This is a genomic window from Micromonospora sp. NPDC049274 (assembly GCF_040678875.1).
Taxonomy (GTDB): Bacteria; Actinomycetota; Actinomycetes; order Mycobacteriales; family Micromonosporaceae; genus Micromonospora.
The window spans coordinates 26,307-43,675 of sequence record NZ_JBFAQS010000024.1; the positions used below are offsets into that span (position 1 = coordinate 26,307).

Consider the following 17,369-nt stretch of genomic DNA (forward strand, 5'->3'; position numbering starts at 1 on the left):
CCGGCCGGCGACGTTTCAGAAGCCCAGCTTGCGCAACTGCCTCGGGTCGCGCTGCCAGTCCTTTGCGACCCGTACGTGCAGGTCGAGATAGACCCGGCTGCCCAACAGCTCCTCGATCTGCCGGCGGGCGTTCGTGCCGACCTCCTTGAGCCGGCTCGCCTTGTGACCGAGAACGATGGCCTTCTGGCTGGGCCGCTCCACGTACAGGTCGGCGTAGATCTTGATGACCTGACCCTCGGGGATCATCTCCTCCACCACCACGGCGATGGAGTGCGGCAGCTCGTCGCGGACACCCTCCAGGGCCGCCTCCCGGATCAGCTCCGCGACCATCACCTGCTCCGGGTCGTCGGTGAGCATGTCGTCCGGGTAGAGCTGCGGCGACGGCGGCAGGTACTTGGTCATCACGTCGACGAGCGTGTCCACCTGGTGCCCGGAGACCGCGCTCACCGGCACGATCTCGGCGAACTCCCCCAGCTGGCTCACCGCGAGCAACTGCTCGGCCAGCCGGCGCTTGTCCACCAGGTCGGTCTTGGTGACCACCGCCAGCACTGTCGCCTTCAGCTCGGCCAGCTCGCCGGTGATGAACCGGTCGCCGCGCCCCACCGGCTCGTCCGCCGGGATGCACAGGCCGATCACGTCGACCTCGGTCCAGGTGGAGCGGACCAGGTCGTTGAGGCGCTCACCGAGCAGCGTACGGGGACGATGCAGACCCGGCGTGTCCACCAGGACCAGCTGCGACTCCGGACGGTGCAGCACCGCCCGGATGACGTGCCGGGTTGTCTGCGGCTTGTTCGAGGTGATCGCGATCTTGGTGCCGACGATGGCGTTGGTAAGCGTGGACTTGCCGGCGTTGGGACGGCCCACGAAACAGCCGAACCCGGCCCGGTACGGACGCGGCTCCGGATCCCGGACGGGGCTCACTGGGTCACCGTGCCGAGCACGGTGCCGTCCGGCGCGGCCAGGTGGATCGGCGCGTCCACGGCGAGGTCGCGTACGGCGGCGTGCCCGGCGCCGTCAAGCGTCGACGCCTCGGTCACCACCGCCGCCGCCTCCAGCCGGCCCGCCCCGGCGGCCACGGCCGAGGCCACCGCCAACTGCAGAGCCGTGAGGGTCAGCGAGGGCAGCGCGACGCTGGCCGCCGCGTACGTCCGGCCGTCCGAGTCCCGAACCGCGGCGCCCTCCACGGCACCGACCCGCCCGCGGGCGCCCCGGGCCAGGACGACGAGCTTGCCGTCCTCGGCGCTCAGCGGTGCCGGCGCGGTGGGGGTGGGCTGGGCGGCGGGCGCGGCGGGTGTCTCAGGCATCGGCGGCTTGCCTCTCCTCGTCTCGATAATGATCCGGGTCGTCCCCGGGGCCGGCATGGTCGCCGCGCCCGGTGCTGTCCTGCTCGTCGCCCGACTCCACCCTGCTGACCAGGACGGTGTCTATCCGGTTGCGCCGGCCCGTGGTGCCCTCGGCGACCAGCCGGAGGCCGGCCACCTCGGCCTGCGCTCCGGGGATCGGCACCCGCCCCAGCGACTGGGCGAGCAGGCCACCGACCGTCTCCACCTCGTCGGTGGGCAGGTCGGCGCCGAACATCTCGCCCAGGTTCTCCACCGGCAGGCGGGCGGTCACCCGCACCGAGGAGTCCGCGAGGCGTTCGACAGGCGGGCGTTCGACATCGTACTCGTCGGTGATCTCACCGACGATCTCCTCCAGGATGTCCTCGATGGTGACCAGACCGCCGGTGCCGCCGTACTCGTCGACAACGATGACCAGGTGGTTGCGGGCCGCCTGCATCTCCGACAGCAGATCGTCGACAGGCTTGGACTCCGGCACGAAGGTGGCCGGGCGCATCAGCTCGGCCACCGGCAACTGCTCGGCGTCCGGGTCGCCGCCCCGCGACCGGCGGATCAGGTCCTTCAGGTAGAGCACACCGAGCACGTCGTCGACGCTCTCCCCGATCACCGGGATGCGCGAGAAACCCGACCGCAGGAACAGCACCAACGCCTGCGCGAGGGTCTTGCCCTCCTCGATCCACACCATCTCGGTACGCGGGACCATCACCTCACGGGCGATGGTGTCGCCGAGCGCGAAGACCGAGTGGATCATCTGACGCTCGCCGTGCTCCACGACGCCGCGCTGCTCGGCCAGGTCCACCAGCTCGCGCAGCTCCACCTGACTGGCGAACGGCCCCTCCCGGAAGCCGCGCCCCGGGGTGACCGCGTTGCCGATCAGGATGAGCAGCGACGCGAGGGGGTTGAGCGCGCGGCCCAGCCAGCGGACCAGCGGCGCGACCGCCCGGCCCACCGCGTACGCGTGCTGCCGGCCGATGGTGCGCGGCGCGACACCGACCACCACGAAGCTGACCACTGTCATCGCGCCTGCGGTGACAAGCGCGGCACGCCAGCCGGCGCCGAAGCTGTCCACCGCGACCAACGCCACGAGCGTGGTGGCGGTCAGCTCGGCGAGCAGCCGCAGCAACAGCAGCAGATTGAGGTGCCGGACGACGTCCGAGGCCACGACCTGGAGGGTCCGCGCGCCGCGTACGCCGTCACGGGCCAGCTCGGCGGCCCGGGCCGGCGAGACCGCGGCGAGCGCCGCCTCGGTCATGGCGATCACACCGGCCAGCACCACCAGGCCCGCCGCGAAGACGATCAGTTGCAGGTCGGGAAGGCCGGCCGTGGGGCCGACCGCGAGTAACGGAGGAGTGGACATCACTGGGTGCGGGTCGACCGCCAGCTCGCCAGCAGTCGAGCCTGCAGAGCGAACATCTCGCGCTCCTCCTCCGGCTCGGCGTGGTCGTAGCCGAGCAGGTGCAGCACCCCGTGCACGGTGAGCAGGTGCAGCTCGTCGGCCGAGGCGTGCCCCGCGGTCGCCGCCTGCTTGGCCGCGACCTCGGGGCAGAGCACGATGTCACCGAGCAGGGCTGGCTCGCCGCCGGCGGGGGCACTCTCGCCCGGGCCGTGGTCGACGCTTCCCTCGTCCATCGGGAAGGCGAGCACGTCGGTCGGGCCGTCCCCGCCCATCCAGCGGTGGTTCAGCTCGGTCATGTAGTCGATGTCGACAAGCAGCACGGACAGCTCGGCGAGGGGGTTGACCCCCATCTCGTCGAGGGCGTGCCGGGCGACGGCGAGCACGGCGTCGGTGTCGACCTCGACACCGGACTCGTTGGCGATCTCGATGGACAACTTGCTTTCCTCTGCTTTAGCGGCGGCGGCCGGCCCGGCCGCCCTGGGCGGGTCGCCCGGGCACGGCATGGACGCCCTGCGCCTGCTGGTTCTCCCGCTCGGCGTCCCAGCGGGCGTACGCGTCGACGATCTCCCCGACCAGCCGGTGGCGCACCACGTCGGAGCTGGACAACTGGGAGAAGTGCACGTCGTCGACGTTCTCCAGGATCTCCCGGACCACCCGCAGGCCGCTGCTCGTCCCGCCGGGAAGGTCCACCTGGGTGATGTCACCCGTCACCACGATCTTGGAATTGAAGCCGAGCCGGGTGAGGAACATCTTCATCTGCTCGGGCGTCGTGTTCTGCGCCTCGTCCAGGATGATGAACGCGTCGTTCAGGGTGCGACCCCGCATGTACGCCAGTGGCGCGACCTCGATCGTCCCGGCGGCCATCAGCTTCGGGATGGACTCCGGGTCGAGCATGTCGTGCAGCGCGTCGTAGAGCGGGCGCAGGTACGGGTCGATCTTCTCGTTGAGGGTGCCGGGCAGGAAGCCCAGCCGCTCCCCCGCCTCGACCGCCGGCCGGGTCAGGATGATGCGGTTGACCTGCTTGGCCTGCAACGCCTGGACGGCCTTCGCCATCGCCAGGTAGGTCTTGCCGGTGCCGGCCGGGCCGATGCCGAAGACGATGGTGTGTGAGTCGATCGCGTCGACGTACCGCTTCTGCCCGAGTGTCTTGGGGCGGATGGTGCGTCCGCGACGGGAGAGGATGTCGAGGGTCAGGACCTCGGCGGGCCGCTCGGCGCTGCCCTGCTCGAGCATGCCGACGGTACGCCGGACGGCGTCACTGGTCAGGGTCTCGCCTTTCTCGATGAGTTCGAGCAGCTCACTGAAGACCCGCTCGGCGAGGGCGTTGTCGGCGGGGGCGCCGGTGATCGTGATCTCGTTGCCCCGGACGTGCACGTCACTGGCGACCGAGCGTTCGACGAGTCGGAGGATCTCGTCGCCCGCGCCGAGCAGATTGACCATGATCTTGGGGTCGGGCACGGTGATCCTGGTCTGCACCCGGGGCGGGCCGGGAGGTGGGGTGCCGGTCATAGGTCGGGCCGAAGGGCCCTGCGCACCTGCTCTCGATCTCGGCGCCGGCCCTGCTGGCACGGCGTGCGGACGTTACACCCATCGTATCGGGTCAACGCGGGCCGCATCGCGCCCATTTCCGCTGGCCGCGATCAACTCCCGGCCCGGAAGTCGTACCTGTCGAAGGTCTCCTGGTGGCGGGTGAACCGGTAGGTCGCCCAGTGCATCCGGACCACCGTCCGAGACTCGTCCCGGGTCAACCGCAGCAGCTCGCCGACCTCCCGGCCGGAGACCGTCCGGAACACGTCCGGCCGGTCCGGCAGCGGCGCGAAGACCGCCGGCGGGCGGCCCGCCGGGTCCCCGACCCCGCGCGCCTGAAGAGCACCCTCGTGCCAGGAGAAGACGTATTCGGAACCCTCGCCCCACCAGCGGCCGAGCATCCCCCGCAGGGCCGCCGGGGCGGGCGCGCCGGGCGCCCACGGCTCGATGTCGGCGGGGTCGTGTTCGACCGCCTCGGTGAGCAGCCGGTGCGGCAGCTCGAACAGCTCGGCCGCCGTACCGGACGAGCCGAGCACCGCGGCGCCCATCGCGCCGGCCGTGCCGTCGCCGCCCCGGCGGCCGTACACGCCGGCCAGGAAACCCGGCATCGCGCCGTCGTGCCCCACGTGCACCACCCGTTCGCCCTGCGGGACGAGGATCAGGCCGAGCCCGAAGCCGGCGCCCCAGAGCGTCTCGTCTGTCGTGGTCAGCGGCCAGCGCATCTCGTCCAGGGTGCCCGGGGCGAGGACCGCGCCGGCCGGGTCGAGAGCCGCCGGGTCGGCGAGGAACGCCGCCCAGCGGGCCATGTCGGTAGCGGTGCTCCAGAGCTGGGCGGCCGGGCCGACCGCGCCGAAGTCGGTGGGCGGCTCCGGGTGCGCCTCGTCGGAGTACGCGTCGACCAGGTAGCCGGTGGCCGCCGAGGGCCGGGGCGTCACAGTGGTGTCGGTAAGCCCCAGAGGCGTCAGCACCCGCTCGGCGAGCACCTCCGCCCAGCTCCCGCCGCGCAGCCGGCCGACCAGCAGGCCGAGCACTGCCAGGCCCAGGTTGGAGTAGTGGAAACGCCGGCCCGACGGCAGCACCCGCTCGGCACGGTCCAGCTCGCCCACCAACCGCTCGGTGTCCGGTGCGCGCAGGGTGTCCCAGACGTCACCGTACGGCTCGCGTTGCAGGCCACCGGTGTGCGACAGCAGCCGGCGCACGGTCAGCTCGCCGTGCGCGGGAAGGTCCAGGTGCCGGCCCACCGGGTCGTCCAGGTCCAGCAACCCGTCGTCGCGGCACTGCAGGGTGAGCACCGCCGTGAAGGTCTTGGTGACCGAGCCGATCCGGAACTGGGTGCCCGGCCCCAACGGGCTGTCGGTGCCGCTGCCCCCGACGGTGCAGGTCCACAGCGGCCGGTCGGCGCGATGCAGCGCCGCCGACACCCCCGGCACGCGCGCGTCGGCCTGCACCCGGCGGACCAGCCGACCCAACCGGTCGTACGCGTCCGTACCGGTCGTCACGCCAGGTCCCGGGCGAGCATCGGGCCGAGCGGCGCGCCACCGAGCAGGTGCGCGTGGGCGTGGAACACCTCCTGCCCGCCGTACGCCCCGGTGTTGAACATCAGCCGGAACCCGTCGCCGAGCAGCCCCTCGTCCTCGGCCACGGCGGCGGCCGTGGCGAGCACCGCACCGGCCAGCGCCGGGTCGCCCTCGGCGAGCGTGGCGACGTCGGCGTAGTGCTCCTTCGGAATGACCAGGACGTGCACCGGGGCCTTCGGGTCGATGTCGCGGAAGGCGAGCGTGGTGGCGGTCTCCCGGACCACGGTGGCCGGGATCTCCCCGGCGACGATGCGGCAGAACAGGCAGTCGGATCCCATCGGGGCAGTGTAGGTAAGCGCGACCGGCTCGGGCAGGATGGCCGGCATGACGGATCGGGCGGTACTGGTGACCGGTTCCTCGCGCGGCATCGGCCGCGCCGTGGTGGAGGCGTTCGCCGCCGGCGGCGACCGGGTGGCCATCCACCACCGCGACTCCGCCGACGCGGCCGAGGAGCTACGGGCGCGGCTGCCCGGCTCGGGGCACGTGGTGGTCCGCGCCGACCTCACCGACCCGGACGCCGTCCGGGCCATGGTCGACCGGGCCGCCGAACTGCTCGGCGGGTTGGACGTGCTTGTCAACAACGCCGGGGTGTACGGCGACCGGGACGACCCGCACCCGGTGTTCGGCACCTCGTACGAGCAGTGGCAGCGGCGCTGGCGTCAGGTGGTGGAGACCAACCTGACCGGGGCCGGCAACGTCATCTGGTGCGCTGCCCAGCACCTGCGCGAGCGTGGCGGCCGGATCGTCAACGTGTCGTCCCGGGGCGCGTTCCGGGGTGAGCCGGACCAGCCGGCGTACGGGGCCAGCAAGGCGGGGCTGAACGCGCTGGGCCAGTCCCTCGCCGTGGCGCTCGCGCCGTACGGCATCACAGTGGCCACCGTCGCGCCGGGCTTCGTGGCTACCGACATGACGACCGAGCACCTGAGCGGCGAGCGCGGCGCGGCCATCCGGGCGCAGAGCCCGTTCGACCGGGTGGCCCGGCCGGAGGAGATCGCGGCCGCCGTGCACTGGTTGGCGTCGCCGCAGGCGGAGTGGGCCTCCGGCACCATCGTCGACCTCAACGGCGCCTCCTACCTGCGCAGCTGACCGACCGCTCCGACAGGATCGACTACCAGCGGCCCAGACGGGTGGCGAGCACGGCGAGCGCCGCGACGCCGGCCGTCGAGGTACGCAGCACGGCCGGCCCGAGTCGCACCGGCCGGCCTCCGGCCTCCTGGAACGCGGTCAGCTCGGCCGGGGCGATGCCGCCCTCCGGGCCGACGACCAGGACGATCTCACCGGTGGACGGCAGCTCGGCGGTGGTCAGCCGCTCCTCGGCCTCCTCGTGCAGGACGAACGCGGCGGCGGCGCCGGCGATGCGGCGGGCGACCGTGGCGGTGGACTCGTCCGGCGCACCGGCCACCACCGGCAGCCAGGGCCGGCGGGCCTGCTTGGCGGCCTCCCGGGCGGTGGCGACCCACTTCTCCCGGGCCCGTACGCCCCGGTCGCCGCGCCACTGGGCCACCGAGCGCGACGCCGCCCAGGGCACGATCTCGTCCACTCCGACCTCGGTCATCGCCTGCACGGCCAGCTCGCCCCGATCACCCTTGGCGATGCCCTGCACGGCGACGATCCGGGGTACGGGCGCGTCCGCGTACCCCCGGGAGGTGACGGTGACCTCCAGGCTGCCCTTGCCGACGGCGGTGACCACGGCGGCGGCCGTGCCACCCCGCCCGTCGGCGAGCAGCAGCTCCTCGCCGACGCGCAGTCGCTGCACGGTGGCGGCGTGGTGCCCCTCGGGGCCGTCGAGGGTCAGCGCGTCGCCGGTGGGCAGCGCGTCGACCAGGAAGAGCGGCGCGGACACGTCAGGCGTGGCCGTTGAACGCGTCGCGCATCCGGGAGAAGAAGCCGCCCTGCTTGGTCAACTCGGCGACCTCCTCACCACGGGTCTTGGCGAAGTCGCGCAGCATCTTCTCCTGGTCGGGGTCGAGCTTGGTGGGGGTCCGGACGTCGAGGTGCACGTAGAGGTCGCCTCGGCCGGTGCCGCGCAGGTGCGGCACACCACGGGCGCGCAGACGCAGCGTGCTGGCCGGCTGGGTGCCGGCCTTGACGTCGACGGTCTCCTCGCTGTCCAGCGTCTTGATGGTGAGTCGGGTGCCCAGCGCGGCGGCAGTCATCGGCACGGTGACGCGGCAGTGCAGGTCGTCGCCCTTGCGGGAGTAGACGTCGTGCGGCCGCTCGTGGATCTCCACGTAGAGGTCGCCGGCGGTGCCGCCGCCCGGGCCGACCTCGCCCTGCTGGGCCAGCCGGATCCGCATGCCGTCCTCGACACCGGCCGGGATCTTGACGGTGAGCGAGCGGCGGGTGCGCACCCGGCCATCGCCCGCGCAGGTGGGGCAGGGGTGCGGGATGGTGGTGCCGTAGCCCTGGCAGACGGTGCACGGCCGGGCGGAGACCACCTGACCGAGGAAGGTGCGCTGCACCGACTGCACCTCGCCCCGCCCGCCGCACGCCTCGCAGGTGGCGAGGTGCGTGCCGGCGGCCGTGCCGGCGCCGGAGCAGGTGGTGCAGAGCACCGCGGTGTCGACGGTGATCGGTGCCTCGACCCCGAACGCGGTCTCGTGCAGGTCGAGTTCGAGTCGCAGGATCGCGTCGGCGCCCGGGCGGGTACGCGGACGCGGCCCACGGGCGCCGCCCGCCGCGCCGCCGAAGAACGCGTCCATGATGTCCTGGAAACCGACGAACGGGCCGGCCCCGCCCGGGCCACCCGGACCGCCCGCGCCGCCGCCACCCGGAGCGAGCGGGTCGCCACCCAGGTCGACGATCTGCCGCTTCCGGTCGTCCGAGAGAACCTCGTACGCGGCGTTGATGTCCTTGAACTTCTCCTGGGCCTCCGGATCCGGATTGACATCCGGGTGGAACTGGCGTGCCAGCTTGCGGTAGGCGCGCTTGATCTCGTCATCGGAGGCTTCCCGGCTGACACCGAGGATGCCGTAGTAGTCCCTGGCCACTGCGTTCCGTGTCCTCATGTTCGTCTCGCGTTACGCCGACCGGCGGCCGCAGCCGGCCGTCGGCCCTGACTGGTCAGTTCTGGGCCAGCAGCTCGCCCACGTAGCGTGCCACGGCGCGCACCGTGGCGATATTGCCGGGGTAGTCCATGCGGGTGGGCCCCAACACGCCGAGGCCGCCCACGATGGTGGCCCCCGGGCCGTACCCGGTGCTGACCACCGAGGCGGCGCGCAGGTTGTCGAACTCGTTCTCGTCGCCGATCAGCACCCGGGTCGTGCTGGGCTCGGTCTCGCCGATGAGCTTGAGCAGCACGACCTCCTCCTCCAGAGCCTCCAGGATGGGCCGCAGCGAGCCCTGGAAGTCGAGCAGGCCACCCCGGGTGAGGTTGGCGGTGCCGGCCAGGGCGATGCGCTCCTCGTGCCGTTCGACGAGCGTCTCCAGCAGGACCGTGGCGAGGGTGGTCATCGTCGGACGCAGCTTGGGCGGCACCTCCTCGACAAGCGCCTGCACCAGCGGCGGAGTGTCGGACAGTCGGGCGCCGGCGAGCTTCTCGTTGATCAGTCGGCGCAGGTCGGTGACGTCGTCGGCGGGCACCGGCCCGGGCAGCTCGACCAGCCGCTGCTCGACCCGCCCGGTGTCGGCGATCATGACGAGCATCAGCCGGGTGGTGGAGATCGGCACCAGCTCCAGGTGCCGCACCGAGGAGCGGGCCAGCGACGGGTACTGCACGACTGCCACCTGCCGGGTGAGCTGGGCGAGCAGGCGTACGGTGCGGTGCACCACGTCGTCGAGGTCGACCGCGCCGACGAGGAAGCGCTCGATGGCCCGGCGTTCGGCAGGGCTGAGCGGCTTGACCCGGGACAACCGGTCGACGAAGAGCCGATAGCCACGGTCGGTGGGCACCCGGCCGGCACTTGTGTGCGGCTGCCGGATGTAGCCCTCCTCCTCCAGCACGGCCATGTCGTTGCGGACCGTCGCCGGGGAGACACCGAGCTGGTGCCGCTCGACCAGCGCCTTGCTGCCGACCGGCTCCTGGGTGGAGACGTAGTCCTCGACGATGGCGCGGAGCACGGCGAGCTTGCGGTCGTCCAGACCCATCCTCCGCACCTCCTGTCGCACGTCGGCCGACGGCCCATCGGGGCCGACGGCCGCCCTGGCACTCGACTGTAGCGAGTGCCAGTCTACGTCGGCGCCCCCGCCGACGCGATGATCAACGACAGGCCGCAGCTGCGGCCCGCGCCACCTCATCCGGCCGATCGGCCCGCGTGGCCGGCCGGTGTCGCTCTGGTGCGACCTTGCCGCGGGCACCTACCGTGACAGTCATGACTGAACCACCTCGCCCTCCCGGCGCGGGAGACCCCGGCAGTTACCCGCCGGAGCCGACTCCCCCGGGCTCGTCCTCCGCGGCCGAGCCGCCCACCGCACCACTGTCCGGGGCACCCGGCCCGGGCGGCTATCCCCCGGCTGGTGGCTATCCGCCGCCCACCGGTGACCAACCGCCGTCGGGCGGCTACCCTCCGCCGGGTGGCTATCCCCCGCCGGGCGGTTACCCCCCGGGCGGCCCGGGTGGCGGCTATCCGACCGGCGGCGCCTTCGGCGGCCCCGGCGGCGGCTACGCCAACAACGAGGACAAGACCTGGGCGCTCGTCGCGCACTTCGGCGGCGCGGCCGGGATGATCATCAGTGGGGGCGTGCTCGGCTGGATCGCTCCGCTGGTGGCGCTGCTGGCCCGGGGCAACCAGTCCCCGACGGTTCGGTCGCACGCCGTCGCCGCGCTGAACTTCCAGCTCATCTGGTCGATCGTCGGCCTGGTCGGCTGGGTGCTCTCGTGCATCCTGATCGGCTTCATCGGCGTCGGGGCGGCCATCATCCTCGGTGCCGTGTTCGGCATCATCGCCGGCATCAAGGCCAACGAGGGCAGCCTCTACCGCTACCCGCTCTCGGCCAACCTCGTCAAGTGATCCGGGCCGGCCGCTCCCCCGGCCGGTCCGGCACACCGCCACCTCCGGCCGTAGCGGCGCGCGGGGTCAGGGCAGCAGGTCGCGGACGACCGCATCGGCGAGCAGCCGGCCGCGCAGGGTGAGCACCGCCCGACCGGCGGCGTAGTCCCCGGGCGTCAGCAGGCCGTCGGCGAGTGCCCGTTCGGCGCCGGCCCGGCCGGCCGCGTCGAGCACCGCCAGCGGCAGCCCGCTGGCGAGCCGCAGCCGGAGCATCACGTCCTCCATGTGCGCCTCGTCGACGCTGAGCACCTCGCGGGCCAGGCCGGGTGACGCGCCGGCGGCCAGCCGCTGGGCGTACGTCGTGGGGTGCTTCACGTTCCACCAGCGCACCCCGCCGACGTGGCTGTGCGCCCCCGGGCCGAGCCCCCACCAGTCCGCGCCGGTCCAGTAGAGCAGGTTGTGTCGGCACCGGGCCGCGTCGGTGCGCGCCCAGTTGGACACCTCGTACCAGGACAGGCCGGCCGCGTCGAGGGCGGCCTCCGCGGCCAGGTAGCGGTCCGCGGCGACGTCGTCACTGGGGTACGCCAGCTCGCCGCGCCGCATCCGGGCGGCGAGCCGCGTGCCGTCCTCGACGATCAGGGCGTACGCGCTGACGTGGTCCACCCCGGCGGCGACGACCTGCTCCAGCGTGGCGGCGAAGTCCTCGGCCCGCTCCCCCGGCGTGCCGTAGATCAGGTCCAGGTTGACGTGCTCGAACCCGGCGTCGCGTGCCTCCAGGGCTGCGGCGGTGGCCCGACCGGCGCTGTGTTTGCGGTCCAGGATCGCCAGCACCCCCGGGGAGGCGGACTGCATGCCCAGCGAGATCCGGGTGTAGCCGGCGGCCCGCAGCCGCGTCAACGATTCCGGGGTGACCGACTCCGGGTTGGCCTCGGTGGTCACCTCGGCGTCGGCGGCCAGCCCCCAGGTGCGGTCGATGCCGTCGAGGATGCGGGCCAGATCGTCGGCGGGGAGCAGGGTGGGGGTGCCGCCGCCGACGAAGACCGTGTCGACCCGGGGCGGCGGGTTGTCGCCGAGCACCTGGGCGGCGAGCGCCAGCTCGGCCAGCACGGTGTCGGCGTACGCCTCGCGGCTGGCGCCCCCACCCAGCTCGGCGGCCGTGTACGTGTTGAAGTCGCAGTAGCCGCAGCGGCTGGCGCAGAACGGCACGTGGACGTACACGCCGAAGCCGCGCGCGCCGACCGCCGAGGTGGCGGTGGCGGGCAGCGAACCGTCGACGGGGACGGTCTCACCATCTGGAAGGACGCCGGGCATGGCCACTAGTGTGCCCGGCATGACCTCTCCCGACGCCCTCGTGCGGGTCGCCACGGCCCGTGGGGTGACCACCCTCACCCTGGACAGCCCGCACAACCGCAACGCCCTCTCCACAGCCCTGATGACCCAGTTGCTGGCCGGGCTGGCCGACGCGGTGGCCGACGACGCGGTCCGGATGATCGTGCTGGGCCACACCGGCCCGGTCTTCTGCTCGGGCGCGGACCTGAAGGAGACCGCTGCGGCGTACGCCAGCGGAACGGTGCCGGCCGGGATGCTGGGCGACGTCCTCGCGGCGCTCTGGGAGTGCCCGAAGCCGGTGCTCGCGCGGGTCGCCGGCCCGGCGCGGGCCGGCGGGCTGGGCCTGATCGCGGCCGCCGACCTGGCGGTCTGCGCCGACGAGGCGACGTTCGCGTTCACCGAGGTACGGATCGGGGTGATCCCGGCGGTGATCTCGGCGACCGTGCTGCCCCGCCTGCACCCGCGTGCCGCCGCCGAGCTGTATCTGACCGGAGACACCTTCGACGGCCGACGGGCCGCCGAGATCGGCCTGGTCACCGCGAGCGTGCCGGCGGACGGGCTGGACGACGCGGTACGCCGCTACTGCGACTCGCTGGTGCGCGGCGCGCCCGGCGCGCTGGCCGGCGCGAAGGAGTTGCTGCGCCGGCCGGGCGCCGCCGAGTTGCGAGGTGACCTGGCCCGGCTGTCCGCCCTCTCCACCGGCTACTTCCTCTCCGACGAGGGGCGCGAGGGGGTCACCGCGTTCCGGGAGAAGCGATTGGCTCGATGGGTGGCCGCTCTGGACGCGGATCACGGTGATCATGCCGGGTAGGACCGGAGCCGCCGGGGCGCCGTCGCTGGTCGGCGGCGCCCCGGTGTCCGGTCGGGTCACCAGGCGGTCGCGCCGCCGTCGACGGGGTAGTTCGCCCCGGTGATGTACGACGCCCGGTCGGACGCGAGGAAGACCACCAGCTCGGCGACCTCCTCCGGGCGGGCGAAGCGCTTGAGGAGCGTCTTGGCCGTGATGGCGTCCCGGGCCGCCTGGTTGTCGCCGAGGTCCCGTTCACTGGCCGGAGTGAGGATCGGGCCGGGGCTGACGGCCACCGCGCGGATGCCGTGGGGGGCGCCTTCGAGCGCGAGCTGCCGCGTCAGACCGATGACGCCGGCGTTCGCCGCGGTGTGGCCCACCATCGGGGGCACCTGGCCCGCGATCATGCCGGCCATCGAGGCGGCGTTGATGATGACGCCGCCACCGCGCCGGACCAGGTGCGGCCAGGCGAACTTCGACACGAAGTAGGGAATGTCGAGTTCACCGGTGATGGTGTAGCGCCAGTCCTCGACCGAGAAGTCAGGCATCGGGCCGAAGCGCAGCGCGGCGGCGTTGTTGTAGACCACGTCGAGCCCGCCGTAGACGGTCGCGGCGTCCTCGACGAGCTTGCGGGCCTGTTCCGGGTCGGTCAGGTCGACAGGCGCGATGCTCGTCATCTCCCCGCCGGCCGCCCGGACGAGGTCGATCGTCTCGTTGTTGCCGTCGATCTGGATGTCGGCTCCGACGACCTTCGCGCCCTCGCGGGCGAAGGTGAGCGCCGCGACGCGGCCCAGACCGCCGCCGGTGCCGGTGATGAGTACGACCTTGCCGTCCAGCATGCCCATCGAACTTCTCCTTGCCTGGTCAGGGTCCGTTTCCGGCCCCGCAATTGACGTGTCAATCGCTCAAGTCCCCGACCGGTCGATCGCTTCCCGGCGCCAGGGGTCCGTGACCTGGTAGACAGGCCGGAGTCCGACCGACGCGGCAGGTGAGTTCGCCGCCGGAGCGGGAACGTCCCGATCGGTACGCGCCGGCAGCGCGGACCCCGAACCGCTCGGACGACCCGGACGACGCCAACGGGGACGTACGCTTGTCGAACTGTCGTTCAGGGGGTGTGGGTGCGAACTCGGGCAGCCGTGGCGGGTGGAGTGGTGCTCATCCTCGTCGCCGTGATCGCGATCTGGCTCGTCGTCCGGCAGGTCGGGAATGAACTGCGCCTGCCGCTGGCGGGTCGCACCTGCACGGTCCAGGCCGACGGCCGGGTCGCGCTGGACGTCGAGCAGATGGCCAACGCGGCGACCATCGCGGCGATCGGCGCCCAGCGCGGGATGCCGGAGCGGGCCGTGGTGATCGCGCTGGCCACCGCGTACCAGGAGTCGGGGCTGCGCAATCTCCCCGACGGGGACCGGGACTCGGTCGGCCTGTTCCAGCAGCGCCCGAGTCAGGGCTGGGGTACGCCCGCGCAGATCCGCGACCCCCGTTACGCGGCTAACCGGTTCTACAAGGCGCTCAAGAAGGTGCGCGGCTGGGAGAAGATGCGGGTCACCGACGCCGCCCAGCGGGTGCAGCGCTCGGCGTTCCCCGAGGCGTACCAGAAGTGGGCCGACGACTCCGAGGTGCTCACCAAGGCCCTGCTCGGCGACGTCACCGGCGCGGTGGCGTGCACGGTGGGGCGTACCCCTGTGATGCACGGCGCGGCGGCGGCCGCCCAGCTGACCCGCAACCTGGTACTGGACTGGGGCGTGTCGAGCGCCGACCCGGCCAGCCAGACCGGGCTGGCGGTGACGGCGGACGACAAGCGCGACGGCTGGCGGTACGCGCACTGGCTGGTCTCGCACGCCCAGGACCACGGGGTGAAGCGGGTCCGCTTCGGCGACCTGGAGTGGACCGCCCGCAGCGGCACCTGGGGCCGGGTCACCGGCGAGCGGGGCCCTGCGGGCCAGGTGGTGGCCGAGGTCTTCGCCGAGGGCTGAGCGACCCGGATCTCTCAACCGGCAGTCACCGCACAATCGGGCACCGCGCCGCATACCGCCTAATTCATCACAGGGATGTCACTGTCCGCAGCAGTACCGCTGCACAAGGTCTGACCCGGGTCCGCCCGCGCCGCACGCCCTCCCCGATGCCTGGACAGTCGCGTTACGATCGGCGGCCTGTGCCAGAAATGGTTTCACCTCATGGGGAGGGGTACGACGCGGTGTTCGATTACGGCGACCGGACCGGCTACGAACCGATCAGCGACACTGACCGCAAGGAGTTTCACGAGCAGGGTTTCCTCCTGCTGCGCAACGTCCTGACGGAGGACCACCGGGCGGCGCTGGAGGCGGCGGTCGACCGCGTCTACGCGGAGGAGCAGGCCAAGGGCAACACCAAGAAGGACGGCACGCTGCACCTGCTGGGCTTCCTGGAGCGCGACGAGCTCTTCGGCGAGCTGCTCACCCACCCGATCGCCTTCCCGTACATGTGGGGGCTGGCCGGCTGGAACATCTACACCCACCACAACCACCTGGACGTCACCCCGCCGGCTCTCGAGCCGGAGAAGCCGTACTGGGGCTGGCACCAGGACGGGTACCGCCAGAACTCCGACCCGGAGACGATGGACCCGAACCTGCCCCGGCCGATGTTCTCGCTCAAGGTCGCGTACGTGCTCTCCGACCTGTCGGAGACCGGCCGTGGCGCCACCAAGGTCATCCCGGGCAGCCACCTGAAGAACTCGCTGCCCCGGCCGGCGGACCTCACCGTGCAGAACCCCGACCCGGAGGGCACGGTGGAGATCACCGCGAACCCGGGCGACGCGTTCATCTTCGACCGTCGGCAGTGGCACTCCCGCTCGACGAACCTGTCGACAATCACCCGCAAGATGCTCTTCGTCGGCTACACCTACCGGTGGATCCGCCCGCTCGACGAGCTGCACCCGGACCTGGACGGCGAGTGGTACCGCAACCGCACGCCCGTGCAGCGCCAGCTGATCGGTGAGGGCACCCACACCGCCAACTACTGGGGCATCAACTGGGACGGGTACGTCGACGACGAGATCCCGCTGCGCAAGGAGCTCAAGGAGCGCGGTCTGCTGGACCGCAGCGTTCCCTGGCTGCGCTGATCACCCGCGGCTGAGAACGGCTCCCTGCCAACGACGGCAGGGGGCCGTTCTCGTATCCGCTTCCGGGCCACCCGGCGCCGCACGGTCGGTAGCGTGACGGTAGGCAGGCCCGGGGCGCAGCGCCCGCCCGGGGCGCGGGGTGGCACCGGAGGCAGCCGCGATGACGTCCGCTCCGCTCCCCCGGATCCTCCGCCGACGCGGCGAGCCGGAATACCCGACCTTCCTGGAATTCTTCTTCGACCTGGTCTACATCTTCCTGCTCTCCCGGCTCGCTGCCAGCCTGGGCGAGGACCTCACCGTCCGGAGTGCGGCGCAGACTGCCGTCCTGCTGCTGGCCGCCTGGTGGGTCTGGGTGCTCACCGCATGGCTCACCGACCTGTTCGACCCCCGACTGCCGATCATCCAGGCGACCGTCCTGCTGGTCATGCTCGGCACCCTGCTGATGGCGATCGCGACACCGTACGCCTTCGGCCGGTACGGGTGGCTCTTCGTCGCCGCGTACTTCGGCATCCACCTGGTCCGTGACGCCGTCCTGATCCCTGGCACCCGGGTGAACCGTCCGATCCAGGCCCGCAGCGTCCGGGTCTTCTTCTGGTTCGGCATCACCGCGACGCCCTGGGTGGCCGGGGTGTTCGTGGACGACACGGCTCGTCTGGTGCTCTGGTCGCTCGCCGTGGCGGTCGACCTCGGCTCGGCACGGATCGGCTGGCCGACGCCGGGGCTGGGGCGGACCGAGCTCGCCAGCCAGATCTTCACCGGGGTGCACCTCTCCGAGCGCCACCGGGCGATCTTCATCGTCGCGCTCGGCGAGTTGATCCTCAGCACCGGCACGAGGTTGGCCGGCAGCGGGTTCACGGCCGGGCAGGTGACCGCCAGCGCGGTCGCGTTCGCCAGCGCGGTCCTGCTGTTCCAGCTCTACTTCCAGCGCGTCCAGCGGATCCTGGCCCCACCGAGCGTCACGACTGTGGAGCGGGTCCGCTCCGGCACGTCCACCTCGTACACCCATCTGGTGATGGTGGCCGGGGTGGTGGTGATCTCGACCGGCACCTCGATGGTCATCGTTCGGCCGTCCGGTAACACGCCGGTGGGGCTGATGGCCACCATCCTCGGCGGGCCCGTGCTGTTCCTGGTCGGCAGCGTGCTCTTCGATGCCGTGGTGACGGCCCGGATCCTCTGGTCGCGGGTGCTGGCGATCGCGGTGCTCGCGGTCGTGCTGCTGTGCGCGCTGGTGGCACCCGGCGTGTTCCGGCTGCCGCCGCTTACCGTCCTGGTGGTGGCGAACCTGGTACTGCTGCTCACCCTGGTCGGGGAGGGGCTGGCCGCCCGTCGCGGACGGGTCGAGGCCACCGCGCCGGCCCGCTGAGGGGCCACCGTGCCAGCACGGAGTC

Annotated in this window: 18 protein-coding genes; 6 read left to right on the forward strand and 12 right to left on the reverse strand. The window is 72.5% G+C overall.

All coding sequences use genetic code 11. The annotated features are described in order from the left end of the window. Positions 1-15: 15 nt before the first annotated feature. From era to AB0K10_RS30490, 7 genes are all read right to left on the reverse strand, one after another. A complete protein-coding gene (gene era / locus AB0K10_RS30460) occupies positions 16-921 on the reverse strand; it encodes a GTPase Era (RefSeq protein WP_363689226.1) in 906 nt (301 codons plus the stop codon). Further along, positions 918-1,304 carry a cytidine deaminase gene (locus AB0K10_RS30465; protein WP_363689228.1) on the reverse strand — a complete coding sequence of 129 codons (387 nt, stop codon included), beginning with the start codon at positions 1,302-1,304 and terminating at the stop codon, positions 918-920. The genes era and AB0K10_RS30465 overlap by 4 nt, the downstream gene beginning before the upstream one ends. After that, a complete protein-coding gene (locus AB0K10_RS30470; protein WP_363689364.1) occupies positions 1,297-2,721 on the reverse strand; it encodes a hemolysin family protein in 1,425 nt (474 codons plus the stop codon). The genes AB0K10_RS30465 and AB0K10_RS30470 overlap by 8 nt, the downstream gene beginning before the upstream one ends. Further along, entirely contained in the window at positions 2,697-3,170 is a 474-nt protein-coding gene (gene ybeY / locus AB0K10_RS30475) for an rRNA maturation RNase YbeY (RefSeq protein WP_007463954.1), read from the reverse strand. Before ybeY ends, AB0K10_RS30470 begins: the two co-directional genes overlap by 25 nt. Positions 3,171-3,186: 16 nt before the next feature. Further along, positions 3,187-4,245, reverse strand: a complete 1,059-nt coding sequence (locus AB0K10_RS30480; RefSeq protein ID WP_363689230.1) for a PhoH family protein — start codon at positions 4,243-4,245, stop codon at positions 3,187-3,189. A gap of 131 nt (positions 4,246-4,376) precedes the next feature. Continuing rightward, entirely contained in the window at positions 4,377-5,762 is a 1,386-nt protein-coding gene (locus AB0K10_RS30485) for a serine hydrolase domain-containing protein (RefSeq protein WP_363689232.1), read from the reverse strand. Next, a complete protein-coding gene (locus AB0K10_RS30490) occupies positions 5,759-6,118 on the reverse strand; it encodes a histidine triad nucleotide-binding protein (RefSeq protein ID WP_007463963.1) in 360 nt (119 codons plus the stop codon). The genes AB0K10_RS30485 and AB0K10_RS30490 overlap by 4 nt, the downstream gene beginning before the upstream one ends. 46 nt (positions 6,119-6,164) lie before the next feature. Here AB0K10_RS30490 and AB0K10_RS30495 point away from each other — a divergent pair, with 46 nt between their 5' ends. Beyond that, a complete protein-coding gene (locus AB0K10_RS30495) occupies positions 6,165-6,926 on the forward strand; it encodes an SDR family oxidoreductase (protein ID WP_363689234.1) in 762 nt (253 codons plus the stop codon). Positions 6,927-6,948: 22 nt separating this feature from the next. On the opposite strand, the gene AB0K10_RS30500 is transcribed toward AB0K10_RS30495, so the two are convergent. The 3 genes from AB0K10_RS30500 to hrcA all read right to left on the reverse strand — a co-directional run bounded on the left by AB0K10_RS30500 (position 6,949) and on the right by hrcA (position 9,926). Continuing rightward, positions 6,949-7,683 carry a 16S rRNA (uracil(1498)-N(3))-methyltransferase gene (locus tag AB0K10_RS30500; protein ID WP_363689236.1) on the reverse strand — a complete coding sequence of 245 codons (735 nt, stop codon included), beginning with the start codon at positions 7,681-7,683 and terminating at the stop codon, positions 6,949-6,951. 1 nt (position 7,684) lies between these two features. Next, positions 7,685-8,830, reverse strand: coding sequence for a molecular chaperone DnaJ (gene dnaJ / locus AB0K10_RS30505; protein ID WP_172899204.1), 1,146 nt, complete (start codon positions 8,828-8,830; stop codon positions 7,685-7,687). Between the two features lie 73 nt (positions 8,831-8,903). Then, positions 8,904-9,926 carry a heat-inducible transcriptional repressor HrcA gene (hrcA, locus tag AB0K10_RS30510; protein ID WP_363689238.1) on the reverse strand — a complete coding sequence of 341 codons (1,023 nt, stop codon included), beginning with the start codon at positions 9,924-9,926 and terminating at the stop codon, positions 8,904-8,906. Positions 9,927-10,150: 224 nt separating this feature from the next. Between hrcA and AB0K10_RS30515 the strand changes: the two genes are divergently transcribed. Continuing rightward, complete coding sequence (locus AB0K10_RS30515; protein ID WP_363689240.1) at positions 10,151-10,789, forward strand: DUF4870 domain-containing protein; 639 nt, start codon at positions 10,151-10,153, stop codon at positions 10,787-10,789. Positions 10,790-10,855: 66 nt separating this feature from the next. Here AB0K10_RS30515 and hemW read toward each other — a convergent pair whose 3' ends face one another. Then, on the reverse strand, positions 10,856-12,079 hold the full coding sequence (gene hemW / locus AB0K10_RS30520) for a radical SAM family heme chaperone HemW (protein ID WP_363689366.1): 1,224 nt from the start codon (positions 12,077-12,079) through the stop codon (positions 10,856-10,858). Between the two features lie 19 nt (positions 12,080-12,098). Here hemW and AB0K10_RS30525 point away from each other — a divergent pair, with 19 nt between their 5' ends. Further along, the gene (locus tag AB0K10_RS30525) at positions 12,099-12,908 is read left to right on the forward strand and encodes an enoyl-CoA hydratase-related protein (RefSeq protein ID WP_363689242.1); all 810 of its coding nucleotides are present in this window, start codon (positions 12,099-12,101) and stop codon (positions 12,906-12,908) included. A 56-nt stretch (positions 12,909-12,964) separates the two neighbouring features. Here AB0K10_RS30525 and AB0K10_RS30530 read toward each other — a convergent pair whose 3' ends face one another. After that, the gene (locus AB0K10_RS30530; protein WP_363689244.1) at positions 12,965-13,729 is read right to left on the reverse strand and encodes an SDR family NAD(P)-dependent oxidoreductase; all 765 of its coding nucleotides are present in this window, start codon (positions 13,727-13,729) and stop codon (positions 12,965-12,967) included. A gap of 267 nt (positions 13,730-13,996) precedes the next feature. On the opposite strand from AB0K10_RS30530, the gene AB0K10_RS30535 reads away from it, so the two are divergent. The 3 genes from AB0K10_RS30535 to AB0K10_RS30545 all read left to right on the forward strand — a co-directional run bounded on the left by AB0K10_RS30535 (position 13,997) and on the right by AB0K10_RS30545 (position 17,344). Next, positions 13,997-14,857 carry a hypothetical protein gene (locus tag AB0K10_RS30535; RefSeq protein WP_363689246.1) on the forward strand — a complete coding sequence of 287 codons (861 nt, stop codon included), beginning with the start codon at positions 13,997-13,999 and terminating at the stop codon, positions 14,855-14,857. A gap of 221 nt (positions 14,858-15,078) precedes the next feature. Continuing rightward, positions 15,079-15,981, forward strand: coding sequence for a phytanoyl-CoA dioxygenase family protein (locus AB0K10_RS30540; RefSeq protein WP_363689248.1), 903 nt, complete (start codon positions 15,079-15,081; stop codon positions 15,979-15,981). 160 nt (positions 15,982-16,141) lie between these two features. Beyond that, positions 16,142-17,344: a low temperature requirement protein A gene (locus AB0K10_RS30545; RefSeq protein WP_363689250.1), complete on the forward strand. Its 1,203-nt coding sequence runs from the start codon at positions 16,142-16,144 to the stop codon at positions 17,342-17,344. Positions 17,345-17,369 lie beyond the last annotated feature (25 nt).